8 protein-coding genes and 3 pseudogenes are annotated in these 16,490 nt (G+C 28.6%); 8 read left to right on the top strand and 3 right to left on the bottom strand.

Features of this window, described 5'->3' with window-relative positions; all coding sequences use genetic code 11:
* Window positions 1-85 precede the first annotated feature (85 nt).
* Window positions 86-3,028, top strand: coding sequence for an insulinase family protein (locus C1715_RS00540; protein WP_102398739.1), 2,943 nt, complete (start codon window positions 86-88; stop codon window positions 3,026-3,028).
* 131 nt (window positions 3,029-3,159) lie between these two features.
* On the opposite strand, the gene C1715_RS19215 is transcribed toward C1715_RS00540, so the two are convergent.
* Both C1715_RS19215 and C1715_RS00535 read right to left on the bottom strand, forming a co-directional pair.
* Entirely contained in the window at window positions 3,160-3,336 is a 177-nt protein-coding gene (locus tag C1715_RS19215; protein WP_180963946.1) for a hypothetical protein, read from the bottom strand.
* A 202-nt stretch (window positions 3,337-3,538) separates the two neighbouring features.
* Window positions 3,539-3,932 (bottom strand): annotated as a pseudogene (locus C1715_RS00535) (RNA-guided endonuclease TnpB family protein); the annotation flags it as partial.
* Between the two features lie 148 nt (window positions 3,933-4,080).
* On the opposite strand from C1715_RS00535, the pseudogene C1715_RS00530 reads away from it, so the two are divergent.
* The 6 genes and pseudogenes from C1715_RS00530 to C1715_RS00505 all read left to right on the top strand — a co-directional run.
* Window positions 4,081-4,736, top strand: a pseudogene (locus C1715_RS00530) (amino acid--tRNA ligase-related protein); the annotation flags it as partial.
* 671 nt (window positions 4,737-5,407) lie between these two features.
* Window positions 5,408-7,210, top strand: a complete 1,803-nt coding sequence (gene hflX, locus C1715_RS00525) for a GTPase HflX (RefSeq protein ID WP_102398738.1) — start codon at window positions 5,408-5,410, stop codon at window positions 7,208-7,210.
* A gap of 278 nt (window positions 7,211-7,488) precedes the next feature.
* Window positions 7,489-7,676, top strand: a pseudogene (locus C1715_RS00520) (MerR family transcriptional regulator); the annotation flags it as partial.
* The gene (locus tag C1715_RS00515; RefSeq protein WP_102398737.1) at window positions 7,663-8,394 is read left to right on the top strand and encodes an RNA-guided endonuclease InsQ/TnpB family protein; all 732 of its coding nucleotides are present in this window, start codon (window positions 7,663-7,665) and stop codon (window positions 8,392-8,394) included. The pseudogene C1715_RS00520 and the gene C1715_RS00515, both read left to right, overlap by 14 nt.
* Window positions 8,395-8,586: 192 nt before the next feature.
* Window positions 8,587-9,138: a nitroreductase family protein gene (locus C1715_RS00510; RefSeq protein ID WP_102398736.1), complete on the top strand. Its 552-nt coding sequence runs from the start codon at window positions 8,587-8,589 to the stop codon at window positions 9,136-9,138.
* 338 nt (window positions 9,139-9,476) lie between these two features.
* Window positions 9,477-10,859 (top strand): MATE family efflux transporter, encoded by a 1,383-nt coding sequence (locus C1715_RS00505; RefSeq protein WP_102398735.1) that lies wholly within the window; start codon window positions 9,477-9,479, stop codon window positions 10,857-10,859.
* Between the two features lie 302 nt (window positions 10,860-11,161).
* Here C1715_RS00505 and C1715_RS00500 read toward each other — a convergent pair whose 3' ends face one another.
* Window positions 11,162-14,431 (bottom strand): DEAD/DEAH box helicase, encoded by a 3,270-nt coding sequence (locus C1715_RS00500; RefSeq protein WP_146005349.1) that lies wholly within the window; start codon window positions 14,429-14,431, stop codon window positions 11,162-11,164.
* A 336-nt stretch (window positions 14,432-14,767) separates the two neighbouring features.
* On the opposite strand from C1715_RS00500, the gene C1715_RS00495 reads away from it, so the two are divergent.
* Complete coding sequence (locus C1715_RS00495) at window positions 14,768-16,348, top strand: PucR family transcriptional regulator (RefSeq protein ID WP_180963945.1); 1,581 nt, start codon at window positions 14,768-14,770, stop codon at window positions 16,346-16,348.
* The last annotated feature ends 142 nt before the right edge of the window (window positions 16,349-16,490 follow it).

The following is a 16,490-nucleotide window of genomic DNA, read 5'->3' as shown; positions in this document are numbered from 1 at the left end:
TGAGATTAGTTCATTTATTTGTAATTGGGCTAATGTTTTGACAATTTACAACAAGCATGTATAACTTAATAAGGGGGGCTAGAGTATGCATAATGAATTTAAAGTTAATGAAATGTATTACGGTTTTAAATTGTTAGAAGAAAACAAAATTGATGAAATTCAATCTGTAGCTAGAGTATTTGAACACCTTAAGAGTGGGGCAAGACTTTTACATTTAGAAAACAAGGATGATAATAAGGTATTTTGTATAAGTTTTAGGACAACCCCTACAGATAGCACTGGAGTGGCACATATATTAGAACACTCTGTACTTTGTGGATCAAGAAAATTTAAAACTAAAGATCCTTTTGGGGATATTGCAAAAAGTTCACTGAATACTTTTTTAAACGCCATGACTTATCCAGATAGAACTAGTTATCCGGTGGCTAGCAGAAATCAAAAGGATTTTATGAATCTAATGGATGTTTATTTAGATGCAGTTTTATATCCTAATATATATGAGAATCATCAAATACTTCGTCAAGAAGGATGGAGATATGAGACAGATCCAAAGACAGATAAGTTGATTTATAAAGGTGTTGTGTATAGTGAAATGCAGGGAGCATTGTCTTCACCACAGGAAGTTTTGGCAGGGGAAATATATAAATCTTTATTTCCAAACACTACTTATGCATTTAATTCTGGTGGAGCTCCAGAGGAAATACCACAGTTAACTCAGAAGAATTTTGAAGAATTTCACAGTAAATTTTATCATCCATCCAATAGTTATATTTATTTATATGGTGATCAAGATTTAGATGAATGTCTTAAATTCATAAATGAAAATTATCTTATTAATTTTGACAGAATAGAAATACCGTCTCATATAGATGATGTGAAACCTTTTAAAGAAATGGCAGAAACAACTTCAGAATATTCTATAAGTCCAGAAGAAAACGAAGAAAACAAAAGCTTTTTTGCTTTGAATTTTGTTTGTGGTGAAAATTCTAATGCTGAAGAATATTTAGCTATGAAGATACTTTATAACATGCTTATAGAATCTTCAGCTTCTCCAATAAAACTTGCTTTACTTAAGGAAGAAGTAGGGGAAAGTATACTTAATTTTGATCAAATGAATATGGATCCAACTAAACAAGCTATATTCCCTATAGCAGTAAAAAACACAGATAAGAGAAAAAGAGAAGGATTTAAAGAAGTGATTTTTGAAACTTTAAGATCTTTGGTTAAAAACGGAATAGATAAAAAGCTTTTAAAGGCGTCTATAAATTCAATTGAATTTGAACTTCGTGAAGCAGACCCATGGAGAATGGCTAATAAGGGACTTCATTATAGTGGCAAGGTAATGGAGAGTTGGCTTTATGACGGTAATCCACTAACACATTTAAAATATGAGAATAATCTTAATAAAATAAAGGCTTCTATGAATGATAAGTATTTTGAGAATTTCATAGAAAAATATATGCTAAACAATAATCACTGCTCCTTTGTGGTTTTAAATCCTAAAAAAGGACTAGAGGGAAGTAAGGTAAAATCTTTAGACGAAAAGTTACAAAAGTATAAAGCTTCTCTTTCAAAGGAGGATTTACAAAAACTTAAAGATGAAAATGAAAAATTAAATAAAGCTCAAATAGCAGAGGATACAGAAGAAGCTAAGGATACTATTCCAAAATTATCTATAGAGGAAGTGTCTCCTAAAGTTGAAAAAATTCCACAAGTAGTAACTGAAGATAAGGGAGTTACTATACTTTCTCATAATATGAACACAAATGAAATATCCTATATAAATTTATTATTTGATGCCAGCATTATTGAGCAAAAATATATTCCTTATATAGGATTATTACGCGATGTTTTAGGAAAACTTCATACTGAAAAAAGAGATTATTCAGATCTTGTAACGGAAATATATAGTACTACTGGTGGTATAGATTTTGATACAGAGGTTTATAATGAAAAAAATAATATAGAAGTGTATTACCCAAAATTTATTATTAAATCTAAGGTGCTCTCAGAAAATATTCCTAATTTATTTAAACTGATAAATGAGATAATAACTTTAACTACTTTTGATGATGCTAGAAGAATTAGAGAAGTAATAAGGGAGACAAAATCAAAACTTCAAATGAGAGTTATAAATGCAGGAAATCAATTGGCTACCATTAGGGCATATTCATGTTTCTCTAAAGCTGATAAGTATATTGATATATTGAAAGGTGCAGCATATTACGAGTTCTTATGCCATTTGGAGAAGGAATTTGAAAATAATTGTAATGAAATTGTTAATAATTTAAGAAAAGTATATAAAACTATATTTAATAAAAATAATTTAATAATTTCATTTGTAGGAGAAAAGGAAGAAGAAAATAAAGTAAACTCCAGCATGCATATTGTATTAGATGAGCTTAAAGATAATAAAATAAAAGCTGCTGAAATTAACTTTAAATCATCAAATAAAAATCAAGCATTAGTTACTGCTAGTAATGTACAATACGTGGTTAAAGCCTTTGATTTTGGAAAGCTTAACTATAAATACTCTGGAAAAATGCCCGTTCTTCAAACCATATTAAATAGTGAGTATCTTTATACAAGGGTTAGACTTCAAGGTGGAGCTTATGGATGTTATATGGATATGAGAAGAGGAAATAATATTGCTTTTGCATCATATCGTGATCCAAATCTTACAAGAACTATAGATGTATATGATGAAGCTTATAAATTTTTAGAAGGGATAAATTACGCACAAAAGGATATGGAGAAGTTTATAATTGGCTCTGTGGGATATGTTTATAAACCATTAACTCCTGACAGAAAAGGTGAAAAGGCTACGGAAAATTATATATGTGGCATAACTTATGAAGATTTACAAAAGGAAAAAGATGAACTTTTAAATACAAAGTTACAAGACATTAAGGAATTTACGCATATGGTGAAAGAAGGAATGGAACAAAATTATTGTTGTGTTGCTGGCAATGAAAGGGAAATAAAACAAAATAAAAATTTATTTGATGAGATAAGTATGTTACTATAGAAAACATTATAGAAAGCAAGAGAGAAAAACAGTAGTCTTTAATGATAGTTCATTCTATGACAAAGTTTTATCATTTTAACTTTTAGTCATAAAATAAACATATCATTAGGCTGCTGTTTTTATGTTTATCTTTAATCTTCACGTTTTTTTTCTTCATTGAGTTTTTTTGCTAATTTTATATCTGCACTGGTTACACCACTGTTTATATGAGCTGCAGTAAAGTTCATGATTTCGGGAGTTAAAGAACCTGAGTATTTAAATTCATCTTTTTTAATTTTATCAAAATCATTAAGTTTATTTTTATCCATAATCACATGCTGCTACTCAAAATATGGTCAAATGTATCCATATTGAGATTCTTACTGCTTCAACGTACTCTGCCTTGCCTAAGCTACTGCAGTTTGTATAGTACTCCACAGTCGTTAATTCCCCAAATAGCCTTGGGTACACATATAAGTGCTTGTTTAATTAAGCTATCTTATATTCTTTAGCATTGCCTAAATTGATTGAAACATTTAAATCTTCAATAGTTATAAAACTTGGTTTTTGTTTTATTAACTCATTTACTGTTTTATTAATATAATCAGTTCTTATATTTGTAAGTCTTTGATGAAGTTTTTGTACCTTGACTATTTGTTTTTGGATATTTTGACGAGTAGCTTCTCCTTTCTTTTTTATTTCTTAATTTTAAACTTTCATATTTCCTTGAAAGCTTTCTTTGCTCACGTTTTAGTTTATTTTCTGCCTTTTTAACTGTTTTAGTTTTGTTGATATTCTTTTTAGTTAAACCATTATTGCAAATTGCAAAAATCTTTAGTCCAAGGTCTACACCTATTCCTTCTGAATAAGATTTATTGTCTAAATTAATAGCTTCTTAAACTAAAATTGAAACAAAATATCTATCTCCCTAAAAATAATATTTATAGGTATATAAATATTATTCCCCTATTTGTAAGGGATATTCAGGGACAACCAGGAGATGACTAATTAATTTTATTAATTTATTAGGAATATTAATTTATGCAGTAATTTTAGAATACTGAATATAAAATAAAACTTTTGAAATTGCCCATGTGTATAGGGCTGAGGAACACAATACCAGCAGACATTTAAATGAATATGTAAGCATGGATTTAGAAATGGGATTTATAGAAGATGAGAGGGAAATAATGCAGTTAGAAACTGGTATTTTAAAACACATTATGTTTAAGTTAGACCATGAGTATAAGGATTTATTGGGTTGTTTGAAAATTAAACTGCCAAAAATAAAAGAAATTATCCCTTGCATTACCTTTTCAGAAGCTATAAATATATTGGGAAGAGAATATGGTAAGTACTGTGAAAAAGGAGATTTGGACCCACAGGGCGAGAAGCTAATATGTAAGTACGCAGAGGAAAAATTAGGCTCAGAATTTTTATTTATAACAGACTACCCAAGAAAGAAGAGAACTATTATACTATGCCGAAAAGTAAGGAATTTACTTATTCTTTTGACCTTTTATTTAGAGAATTAGAGATTACCACAGGGGGACAAAGAATACATGAACATTCTATGTTAAAGGAAAATATGATATATAAAGGTTTAAAGCCGGATAACTTTATAGCATACATGGAAGTATTTAAATATGGAATGCCGCCTCATGGGGGAATTGCCATAGGATTAGAAAGATTGACTTCTCAGATATTGGGATTAAAAAACGTGAGGTAGGCTTCTTTATTTCCTAGAGATAGAACAAGGATATTGCCGAAGATAAATTTATTTTGTCTATGGGCTTTACAATATAATACCTATATTGTATAATGTATAATATAAATTATAATAATGGAAGTTATCTGAAAGGAGACTGTAAAATGATTAATTTAATATTTGGCAATAAGTTAAGACATAATTTAACAATAGAATATACAGTCTGCTGTCAGGAGAAATTTTTATAATTTGTTAACATGAAAAATAGAAATAACCCATAATATATGTATTCTTGTGTTGGTGTGGTTTCAACTACAATTGATGCTTATAAGTATTATGTTAATGTTTAAGGGTTACAATTAAGTTGTTAATAAATCATTTGTTATTGACCGTAGACGTGTAAGCTGCGGTTTTATTAATATAATTAGTTAATTAACCGTGGGAAAATCTGCGGTTTTTTTATATTTATTTTTAAAGATTATGACAAAGGCTGCAGTAAATTTCTAGTTATTAGTGCTAGATTAGCTGCAGCTTTTTTTATAACTAAATTATAAACATAGCAATATATTACTTTGTTGCTAATTTTACAGGGGGTTATGAAAATGAGAATTTGGATGAGAATAGAATAGTTTTGAAAAAATGTATTAAAACAATTACAGATTTATTTACTAAATTTAAACAGGGGTGATTTTATGATACAAGGAAATATTGATGGTATAAGAAAATCTATTTTAGAAAGAATTGAAAATTTATATGATATAAGTATAGATAAATATAGTATTTTTTCTTACGAATTAGTAGATGAAATGAATGATATTACTAGGATAATAAGAAAGGAAATAAGTGTAGCTATAGATAGAAAGGGAAAAATCCTTAGTGTTATAGTTGGTGACAGTAGAAGCGCCCAGATACCATTTATTGAGGATAGAGGTAAAAGGCTTAGTGGCATTAGAATAATTCACACTCATCCCAGCGGGAATCCTAAGCTTTCCTCGTTGGATATATCAGCTCTTTTAGATATGAAATTAGATGCTATAGTATCTATTGGAGTTAAAGAGAATACTAGTGATGTTAAGATAAATATAGGATTATGTGATGTATATGACAAAATTTTAGTTTGTGATGAATTTAAAAATTTCAGTATTAGTAAGGCTATGGATTTTCAGTTTATAGATAAAATTCACTATATAGATAAAATTATCACAGAGATTGAAGTATGTGAAGAAGGCATTGAAAGGGCAATTTTAGTGAGTACAGATAGTGAAGAGAGTTTAGAGGAGCTTAAAGGGCTTGCAGAAGCTTGTAAAGTTCTTTCTGTATATAAAGTTTTTCAGAAAAAAAATAGAATAGATTCAGCTTATTATACAGGTCAAGGAAAGGCACAGGAATTAGCTTATTTAAGGCAAATTAAAAATGCAAATCTTGTAGTTTTTGATGATGAATTATCTGGATCTCAAGTTAGAAATCTTGAAGAAAGGATTGGATGTAAGGTAATAGATAGAACAACATTGATACTGGAAATATTCGCAAAGAGAGCTAAAAGTAAGCAATCTAAATTACAGGTGGAGCTAGCTATACTTAAGCACAGACTTTCAAGGCTAAGAGGGTTTGGTGCAGACCTTGATAAGATAAAAGGTGGTGTAGGTACAAAAGGAGGTGTAGGTTCAAGAGGTCCTGGGGAAAAGAAGCTTGAAACTGATAGAAGGCACATAGAAAAAAGAATACAGGATATTAAGGAGGAGCTTTCAAAGATAGTTTCCAATAGAGCAGTTCAAAGAGAGAACAGAAATAGGGGAAACATAAGTAAAGTGGCGTTAGTTGGGTATACTAATGCTGGAAAGTCCACCTTACGAAATAAGCTTTGTGAAATCTCATCTTGTAACAGTAAATTGAAGAATGGAGTTTTTGAGGCGGATATGCTTTTTGCCACACTAGATACCACTGTAAGAGCTGTAGCTTTAAATGACAATAGGAAGATTGCTTTATCAGATACTGTTGGATTTATAAGTAAACTTCCTCATGAATTAGTAGAAGCTTTTAAGTCAACTTTAGAGGAAGTTATAGAAGCAGATGTTCTTTTACATGTGGTGGATGCTTCAAGTAAAGAGGCTTTAGAGCAAATAAAAGCTGTTAATGATGTGCTAGAAGAGCTAGATGTGTTACACAAAAATATTATAGTTGTTTTAAATAAAATTGATAAAGTTTCTATAGAAACTTTGGAATCTTTAAGAAGTTTTTTAAAGGAGCAGAATGTAGTGGAAGTAAGTGCTGCAACTGGGGAAAATCTTAATATGCTGTTAAAAACTATAGGTAAAGAGATTCCAGTAAAACTTATTCAAAAGGAATTTATTATTCCTTATCACAGGCAAGCTATGGTTTCTATGCTTCATGAAACTTGTAATATTGTGAATGAAGACTATAGAGAAGAAGGAGCGTATATTAAGGCACAAGTGTATGAGGAAATATATGAAAAGTGCAAAGAATTTGAGATTTAACTTGTTTACATTTTAAATTATTGCTGTATAATTAATTAGTGATATATTACTTACATTTAGAATTTAATTAGTTATACAGCTATATTTATTTTAATAGAGAACTTCGAGTTACTATTGATAGTTTTGGTAAACTTGCCTTATTGAAGATATTGCTAAAGAGGTTCTTAACTTAACTAAGCAATTTGTGGGAGATATATTTAGTTATTTAAAATATAGATAAAAGTAATTAAATATAGTAAAATGCACTTATGAAAAGGAAGTGAGTACATTTGAAGAATATTAACTATAAACCAAATGAAGTTGTAGAGTTAATTAATGTATCAGTTAGAACATTACAAAGATGGGATAACGAAGGAATATTAAAAGCATTTAGAATACCAACAAATAGGAGATATTATACTTATGAGCAATACAAAGAAAATATAATAAAAAGATAAAGGAAGATGAAGAAGTTGAAAAAAGCATACAAAATAGAAATTAAACCAACAGAAGAACAGATAACTAAAATTCATCAAACTATTGGTGTAAGTAGGTTTATATACAATTTTTATATTGCTCATAATAAAGAAGTTTATGAAAAAGAGAAAAAACTTATTAGTGGTATGGATTTTTCTAAATGGCTTAATAACAAATATATTCCTCATCATCCTGACNCAGTTAAAAAAGCAGAGAAGAAACTAAAACGTGAGCAAAGAAAACTTTCAAGGAAATATGAAAGTTTAAAATTAAGAAATAAAAAAGAGAAAGGAGAAGCTACTCGTCAAAATATCCAAAAACAAATAGTCAAGGTACAAAAACTTCATCAAAGACTTACAAATATAAGAACTGATTACATAAATAAAACAGTGAATGAGTTAATAAAACAAAAACCAAGTTTTATAACTATTGAAGATTTAAATGTAAGTGGAATGATGAAGAATAGACATTTAGCTAAAGCGGTTGCTGGGCAAAAGTTTTATGAATTTAGAACTAAGCTTATTTTAAAAGCTAAACAAAATGGCATTGAGATAAGAATAGTTGATAGATTCTATCCAAGTAGTAAAGTGTGTAGCTGTTGTGGAGCATATAAGAAAGATTTAAAACTATCTGATAGAGTTTACAAATGCAGTTGTGGGCTTTCTATTGATAGAGATTTAAATGCTTCAATAAATTTAGCCAATGCTAAAGAATATAAGATAGCTTAATTAAACAAGCACTTATATGTGTACCCAAGGCTATTTGGGGAATTAACGACTGTGGAGTGCTATACAAACTGTAGTAGCTTAGGCAAGGCAGAGTACGTTGAAGCAGTAAGAATCTCAATATGGATACATTTGACCATATTTTGAGTAGCAGCTTATAAAAGTTGTAAGTGATATATGATAGGAGGAATTGGCATGAATACTATTATAGAAAATATTAAAAAGAGAAGAAGTATAAGAGATTATAAGAAAGAACAAATAAAAGAAGAAGAATTGCAGGCTATATTGGAAGCTGGTACTTATGCTCCTTCTGGTTGTAATGCTCAATCATGGCACTTTACTGTTATTCAAGACAGAGAACTAATAAATCTTATGAGTAATGTGGCAAAGGAAAAGTTAAAGACTTCTTCAGATGAAGGATTTAGAAATATGGCAAACAATAAAGATTTAGACTTAACCCATGGAGCGCCAACTTTAGTGGTAGTATCAGGCAGACAAGATGCTTATTCACCATTAACTGATTGTTCTGCCGCTATACAAAATATGCTTCTTGCAGCGGAAAGTTTAGATATAGGTTCTCTTTGGATAGGACTTATAGGACTTTCTTTTGAACATGAACAGGTGGCTAGAAAATTAAATATACCAGATGGGTATAAGTCTTACTATGGAGTTGCTCTTGGTTATAAAGGATCTGGAGAAGTTAGAGCTCCTAGAAGAAAAGAAAATGTTATAAGTTATATTAGATAATTGTTAATTATTTACATCAAATACAAGTGAGAAGTAACCACTTTGAAAAATCTTCAAAGTGGTTACTTTTTTTACTGATATTTAAAAAAATATAAAGAATGATTAACCCACAAAAAGCATTATATTACTTGAATTATGAAATTTCTCTGGAATGACTTGCATAAGAAGCGAAGGAAGTGTTTAAATTAAATTTATTGTTCAGAGCTTTTATGCAAGTCATGGAGGAGAAATTTCATAATTCCACCACATTGTACCTTATTGTGGGTTAATCAAAGAATAAATTAAAAAGATAATGTAAAAAACCATACACTAACGAGAATGTTAAGGAGGAAAAAGTTATGGAAAAATCTATATCAGCAGCTTTAAATCAAATATTTAGTGATAAAAAATTCTATAAAAATACTTTTAGATTATCATTGCCTATAATTATTCAATATCTAATAGTTTCTTCTTTGAATATGTTAGATACTGTAATGATAGGTAAGGTGGGTGAAATAGAACTAGCATCTGTGGGCATAGCCAATCAATATTATTTTCTTTATAGTTTAATAGTAATGGGTATAAGTTCAGGGTGTGCTGTACTTATATCACAGCTTTGGGGAAAAAGAGATGAGGATAATATAAGAAGGGTACTAGGAATTGGCATAGTAAGTGGAACTGTTATAACCATTTTGTTTTTTATAATAGCTTTATTTGTACCAGAGAAAATTATTGCAATATTTAATAAGGATACTATGGTTATAAATCTAGGAGCAGACTATTTAAAAATTGTATGTTTTAGCTATATTTTCACTACACTTAGTTTTAATTACGCTACAGCATTAAAAAGTATAGAAAATGCTACTGTTCCAATGTTAGCTAGTTTAGTGGGACTTATAGGCAATGGATTTTTGAATTATATATTTATATTTGGAAAGTTAGGATTACCTGCCATGGGAGTTAAAGGGGCGGCACTGGCTACATTAATAGCTAGAATTTTAGAATTAAGTGTTTTGATTATCTATGTATACGGTAAAAAGGGAATACTTGCAGTAAGGATAAAAGATATAACTTCTACTACATATCCTTTATTTAAAAGTCTATACAGCATAGTAATTCCTGTAGTTGTGAATGAAGCTTGTTGGGGACTTGGAAATGTAACTTATTCTGTGATATATGGAAGAATAGGTACTAAGGCCACCGCAGCTATACAAATTTGTAGTACAATATTTAATTTTTTTATGATAATAAACTTTGCATTAGGTAATGCTTCGGTAGTAATAATAGGAAAGGAAATAGGAGCAGGAAGAGAGGAAAGAGGAAAGTTATATGCTAAAAGAATCTGTGCTATTTCTTTAGGCGTTGGGGCTATTTTGTCTCTTGTTTTATTTATCACATCACCAGCATTGCTTTCCATGTTTAATGTCTCTAATGAAGTAATTAGGAGTGCGCTATATATTTTATATATATATTCCGCTATATTTACTATTAAGACATTTAATTTCATAATAATAGTAGGTATATTACGTGGAGGTGGGGATGCTTCTTACGGGGTATATGTACAAGCTATTACCCTATGGTGTATAGGGATACCAGCAGCTTTTATAGTAGCATTTGTTTTTAAATTCCCTGTTCATATAGTGGTGCTAATGTCAATGATAGAAGAGATGGTTAAACTTGTAATAGTATTAAGAAGATTTATATCAAATAAATGGATTCACAATGTGGTGAAAGATATATAAAATATAAATTTATTATGGAATTTACATATAATCAGGCATGTAAAAATAGTTTATTATAAATAATATTAATATAATTATCCTACAAAAAGTATTACATTACTTGAATTATGAAATTTCTCTGGAATGACTTGCATAAGAAACAAAGGAACTATTTAAATTCAATTTTATATGGCTAAAAAATTAGAATTTCTTAAATTAAATTTATTGTTCCAAGCTCTTATGCAAGTCATGGAGGAGAAATTTTATGATTCTACAACATTGTATATTTGCCAAAGTTCTTTTTAAAATTTGTATTATTATAGTTATATTTGAAACAATTCTTTTATTTCTTCTTCACTCATTTTTCCTAAAACATTCACATCAGAAGCATTTTCAATAGTCATATTAAAAATATCTTTTTTCTTTTCTTGAATCTTTTGAATTTTTTCTTCTATGGTACCTTTAGCCACTAGTTTTATAACTTCTACGGTTTTTTTCTGACCAATTCTATGAGCTCTGTCAGAAGCTTGATTTTCCACAGAAGGGTTCCACCAAGGGTCAAAGTGAATAACTGTGTCTGCTCCAGTTAAATTTAAGCCTGTACCACCAGCTTTTAATGATATTAAAAAAACGCTGGAGTTTCCTTCATTAAACTTATTTACCATATTAATTCTATCTTCACTTTTTACAGAACCGTCTAAGTACATATAGTTTATATTTTGATTTTTTAATTCTTCAGCTATGCTTTTAAGCATTGATGTGAATTGAGAGAATACTAAAACTCTATGGCCTTCTTCTAATACATTGTCTAATATATCTAAAAGTGCTGTTACTTTGGAACTTTCTCCTTTATAATCTTGTACGAATATTGCTGGGTCACAGCAAATTTGTCTTAGCCTTGTTAAAAGTGATAAAATTTTAAATTTGCTTTTATTAAATCCCATTTCATTTATGTCCTCATCAATTTCATTTTTAAAGGAATTAACATAGGAAGTATAAAGTTTCTTTTGTTCATCACATAAATCCACAATAACTGTATGTTCTATCTTTTTAGGAAGTTCTTTTATAACATCATTTTTATGTCTTCTAAGAATAAAAGGTTTTATATGGTTATTCAGTTCTTTTAATGCCTTTTCATTTTTATTTTTTACTACAGGGTTTTCGTATAGAGTTCTGAATTTAGTGTGGTTTAAAAGATATCCTGGCATTATAAAGTCAAATATGGACCAAAGTTCTGTAAGAGAATTCTCTATAGGGGTACCGGTTAAGGCAAAGCGTCCCTTTGCTTTTAAGTCTTTTACAGCATGGGCACTTTGTGAATGAGGATTTTTTATAGCTTGGGCTTCATCTAAAAAACAGTAGTTAAAAGCTATATCTTTATATTCATCTATATCTATTCTTATAAGAGGATAAGAGGTAATTACCACATCCACATTTTTAATATTTTTCATTTTTTCATATCTTAAATCCTTATTGCCACATATAACTTCTACCTTAAGCTCAGGAGCAAATTTTTGTATTTCACTTTCCCAGTTATACATAAGGGAAGTTGGACATACCACTAGAGAAGGATTAACTCTATCATAATCTTCTCTAGAAGCTATAAATGCAATAGCTTCTAGCGTTTTTCCAAGGCCCATTTCATCAGCTAATATACCTCCAAAGCCATAATGTGCTAAGGTTTTTAGCCACTTTAATCCTGTTTTTTGATAATCTCTTAGTATGTTTTGTATGTGACTTGGAGCTTTAAAATCACTTTCGTGAACTTCTTTTATATTATTTATGGTTTCCCTAAATTTATTGTTTTTTTCAACTTCTACAATTTCATTATCTTTAAATTTTTGGTCTAAATATAAGGCGTTATATTTACTTAGCAAAATTTTTTCAGATGAAAGCTGAGAGTTTTTAATCCCTAAGTAGTCAATGGTGTTGGTGAAATCTTCAAGAGCTAAAGAATTTAATAGTACAAAGCTTCCATTTTTGAGTTTGTGATAGTTTTTTTTAGTTCTTATACTATTAAAAATATCTACTAGTTCGTTATTGTCTATATTATCCATGTTAAAAGAAATTTCTAGAAGGTCGTCATCATTTATTCTTAAAGAGGATTTTATACTAGAAGAACTGTGGACCTTCATATTTTTAAAATTGTCAGAGTAAAACAAGTTGCTTGTATTTTGTAGACTACCTATACCTTTATATAAGAAGTCCACTATAGCTTCTTCATCTTTAAGAATTAGAAAAGTATCTTCCTTTTGGAAACCATGTTTTTTTAATGTATTTAAAATTTCTAGTTCTGTTTCCTTTTCTCTTATAATAATAATTTCACTACTATTTTTCTCATTTAAAGGGTTTATTTTATGTTTACCATATTTAAATTCTAAATTGGCAATTATATGATTATCCACTTTATCTAGATATATATTACTTTCTAAAGGTTCTTTAAGTATATATTCTTTTATTTCATCTTTAATTTGAATTGTTGAAGTTATATTCTTTACAAAAGGTATTATGTATTCTGAAAAATCTCCCCAGCTACTTCGAGGTATTACTATAGGATTTTTCTTTAAAAATTTATTGTGAAAGGGTATGTAATGGCTAATTTGAGTTTTGCTGGGTGCATATATTTTATCTCTACATAAAAAGTACTTCCCATCGCTGGTTATTGGCAAAAATGGTGGATTTTTTTGAAGTAATAATATATTTTTATGATTTCCACTTATCTGTAATTCTATAGGTAAATTTTCATGAACTATAGTTACATTTTCAAAAGTTTTGTTGCTAAATTTAAAAGTAAAAATATGATTGTCTAAATAGGAAAGAAGTCTTTTAAACTGTAATTCATTTAAAGAAACTTGTTTGCCTTTGAAAAATTTTATAGAGTTATTGTAGTAACTTAAATCTAGGCTAATACTTGCCTGGGTTTCATATATTTCTTGAATTAAGCCGATAATTTTTTTATCCTCTGACTTAAAGATATGGCAGTGAGGGTCGTATGTAAAGCCTTTGCCAAATTCTAAAGTTTCTGACGAATTAACCGCTTCTATAAATTGCTTCATATTTTTAACTACATACTTTTTATGTTCACCTATTTTTAATTCAATAGAATATTCATCAGGATGATAGCTATATTTATCTACATTTAATATTATGTCTAGTTGGAGTTCTTTTTTATATGAATTAATATAATCTAATTCGTGCCTTATTGAATTTACAAAAGAAGCAATATCAATAGATTCAGTATTAATTTTTCTTTTATTTTTTTTTGTATTGCTTATATCTATGTATTTTAAAAGCAATGCCACTGTGTGTTTACACAAGCCTTCGTATTTTGTAAAAGCCTCACAGTTACAAAAGCAACTGGAAAGGTTCAACTTTTCTTCATGTTTTTTAAGGAGTACCGCAATGCAATTATAAGTTTTGTGATTGGAACCTTTTACATTGGCAAAGATCCTTTGACATGGGTTACCATAATCATCTTCTATATCCTCTATAGAAAAGTTTGATATTCTATTTTCTTCATAATATTCTTTTCCCCTTTGAAAGGTAGAACTATAACATAAATTTTTTAAATCTTCTTTAGAAAAATTAATCATAAAAAGCACCTCATATGGTTTTAGTATATACTTTAGATTATATCAATATTTGAGAAATTATAAACAAAAAAATATTAAAACAGTAGAAATTTCATAATTCAAGTAATGTAATGATTTTTGTGGGATAATCCTTTAATGTGTATTAATGCTAGTAAAGCTTACTAATGATATTGCAAATTATTTTTGGTATAATATATTTATAATGCAATGTATATGTAGATATAAAAGTTCAGTATATTAATGGCATTCAAATAATTTTATTGAATGCCTTGTTTTTGTATACATATTTCAAACCCTAATGAGAAAGACGGTGGTTTTATGTTAACTTTAAGGAAGATGATAGAGATTTCGGAATTTTATGATTTTGAAGTATTAGCCGGAGAAGAAGGATTAGGTAGAGAAGTGAAATCTGTAACAGTTATGGATGCTCCAGACATATACAACTGGATGAAGGGTGGAGAATTTTTAATTACTACAGGATATTCTATTAAGGATAATCCTAAATATATAGAGTTTTTAATTAAAAAATTAAATGAAAAGGGCGCTGCCGGATTGGGAATAAAACTTGGAAGATTTATTAGGGAAATCCCAGAATCTGTGGTTCATGTAGCCAATGAGCTAAGATTCCCTTTAATACATATTCCCGTAAAATACGCTTTTGTAGATATAATAAATCCTGTATTGTCTAATCTTGTAAATGCACAATCTAGAAAACTTATGTATTCTGAAAAAATACATAAATCATTTACTCAACTGGTTATAAGTGGAGGGAACACCCAGCAAATAATAGATACTCTTGAAGATATATTAGAAATAGACATAATATTTTATGATTTATATTTTGATAAATACTATTTTGGAAAAAACAATGATAAATTAATAAAGAAAATGCAAAATTCGTCTTTGGAAAATATGTTGAAAGAATATAATTATTACACGGTTTCTATCCATAAGCAAAATTATGGATATATATTTTTGATGCATGATATAAACAATGAAACTTTAAATGAATATGCAGAGATAGCTTTAGAACATGCAGCAACTGTACTTAAACTTAATGTACAAAATAAAATATCAAATTTGCAAGTTGAAAGAAGGTATAGAAGTGAATTTGTACAGGATATAATAATGAAAAATATAAAGTCTATAGAAGAAGTAAAAAATAGAGCTAAAATATATGGATGGACCTTTGACAGTGGATTTCTTTGTTTGATTGTAGATATAGATAACTATAAGGCTCAGTACATAAAAATGAATAAAAAATATTATAGCGGGACTTTAGAAAATATAAAAGAGCAAATATTTATAACTACTAGAAAAATAATGAAAAAGTATTTTGAACAAAGGGTATATACAACCTTTAGTGATAGCATAGTGTTTTTATTAGAAGCATTTGAAGGAGATAATGAAAAATTACAAAGGGGTTTAGAGAGAATATGTAGTGAAATAAGAAAAGAAATATTAAGGGTAAATGGATTTACTGTTACTATAGGCATAGGAGAATATAAGACATCTATAATGGATATGCATGAAAGTTTTAAGGAAGCTCAAAAGTCTATAAAGCTTGGTAGAATTATGTATAATAAAAACAAAACTATGTTTTATAATAAATTAGGTATATATAAATTATTGTCTAGCATATATTTAACACAGGATGCTCATGAATTTTGTAGGGAAAAGTTAAAAAATCTTATAGAATATGATGAAAAATATAATGGTAATTTCACAGAAACTTTAAAATGCATAGTTAAAAATGATTGGAATTTAAAAAGTGCTTCTAAAGATATGTACATACATTACAATACAATAAAGTATAGGTTTAATAAGATAAATGAAATATTAAATGTTAACCTACAAAATCAAGAGGAAAAACTTAATATAGCTATAGCATTAAAACTTTTGGATATGCAGGAGTGATGATGAAGTTGTTATATGTGGACAATAATTGTCCATTTTTTTTGTCCATTAAGTACGAAGTAAAACAATGTGAATTATGATACTATAAAATCATCAATTAGAAATGACTGTCATGCGTTAACTGGCCGGTTACGTTATTTAA

This window comes from Haloimpatiens massiliensis (genome assembly GCF_900184255.1).
Taxonomy (GTDB): domain Bacteria; phylum Bacillota; class Clostridia; order Clostridiales; family Clostridiaceae; genus Haloimpatiens; species Haloimpatiens massiliensis.
This window is presented reverse-complemented; position numbering and strand designations above follow the sequence as displayed.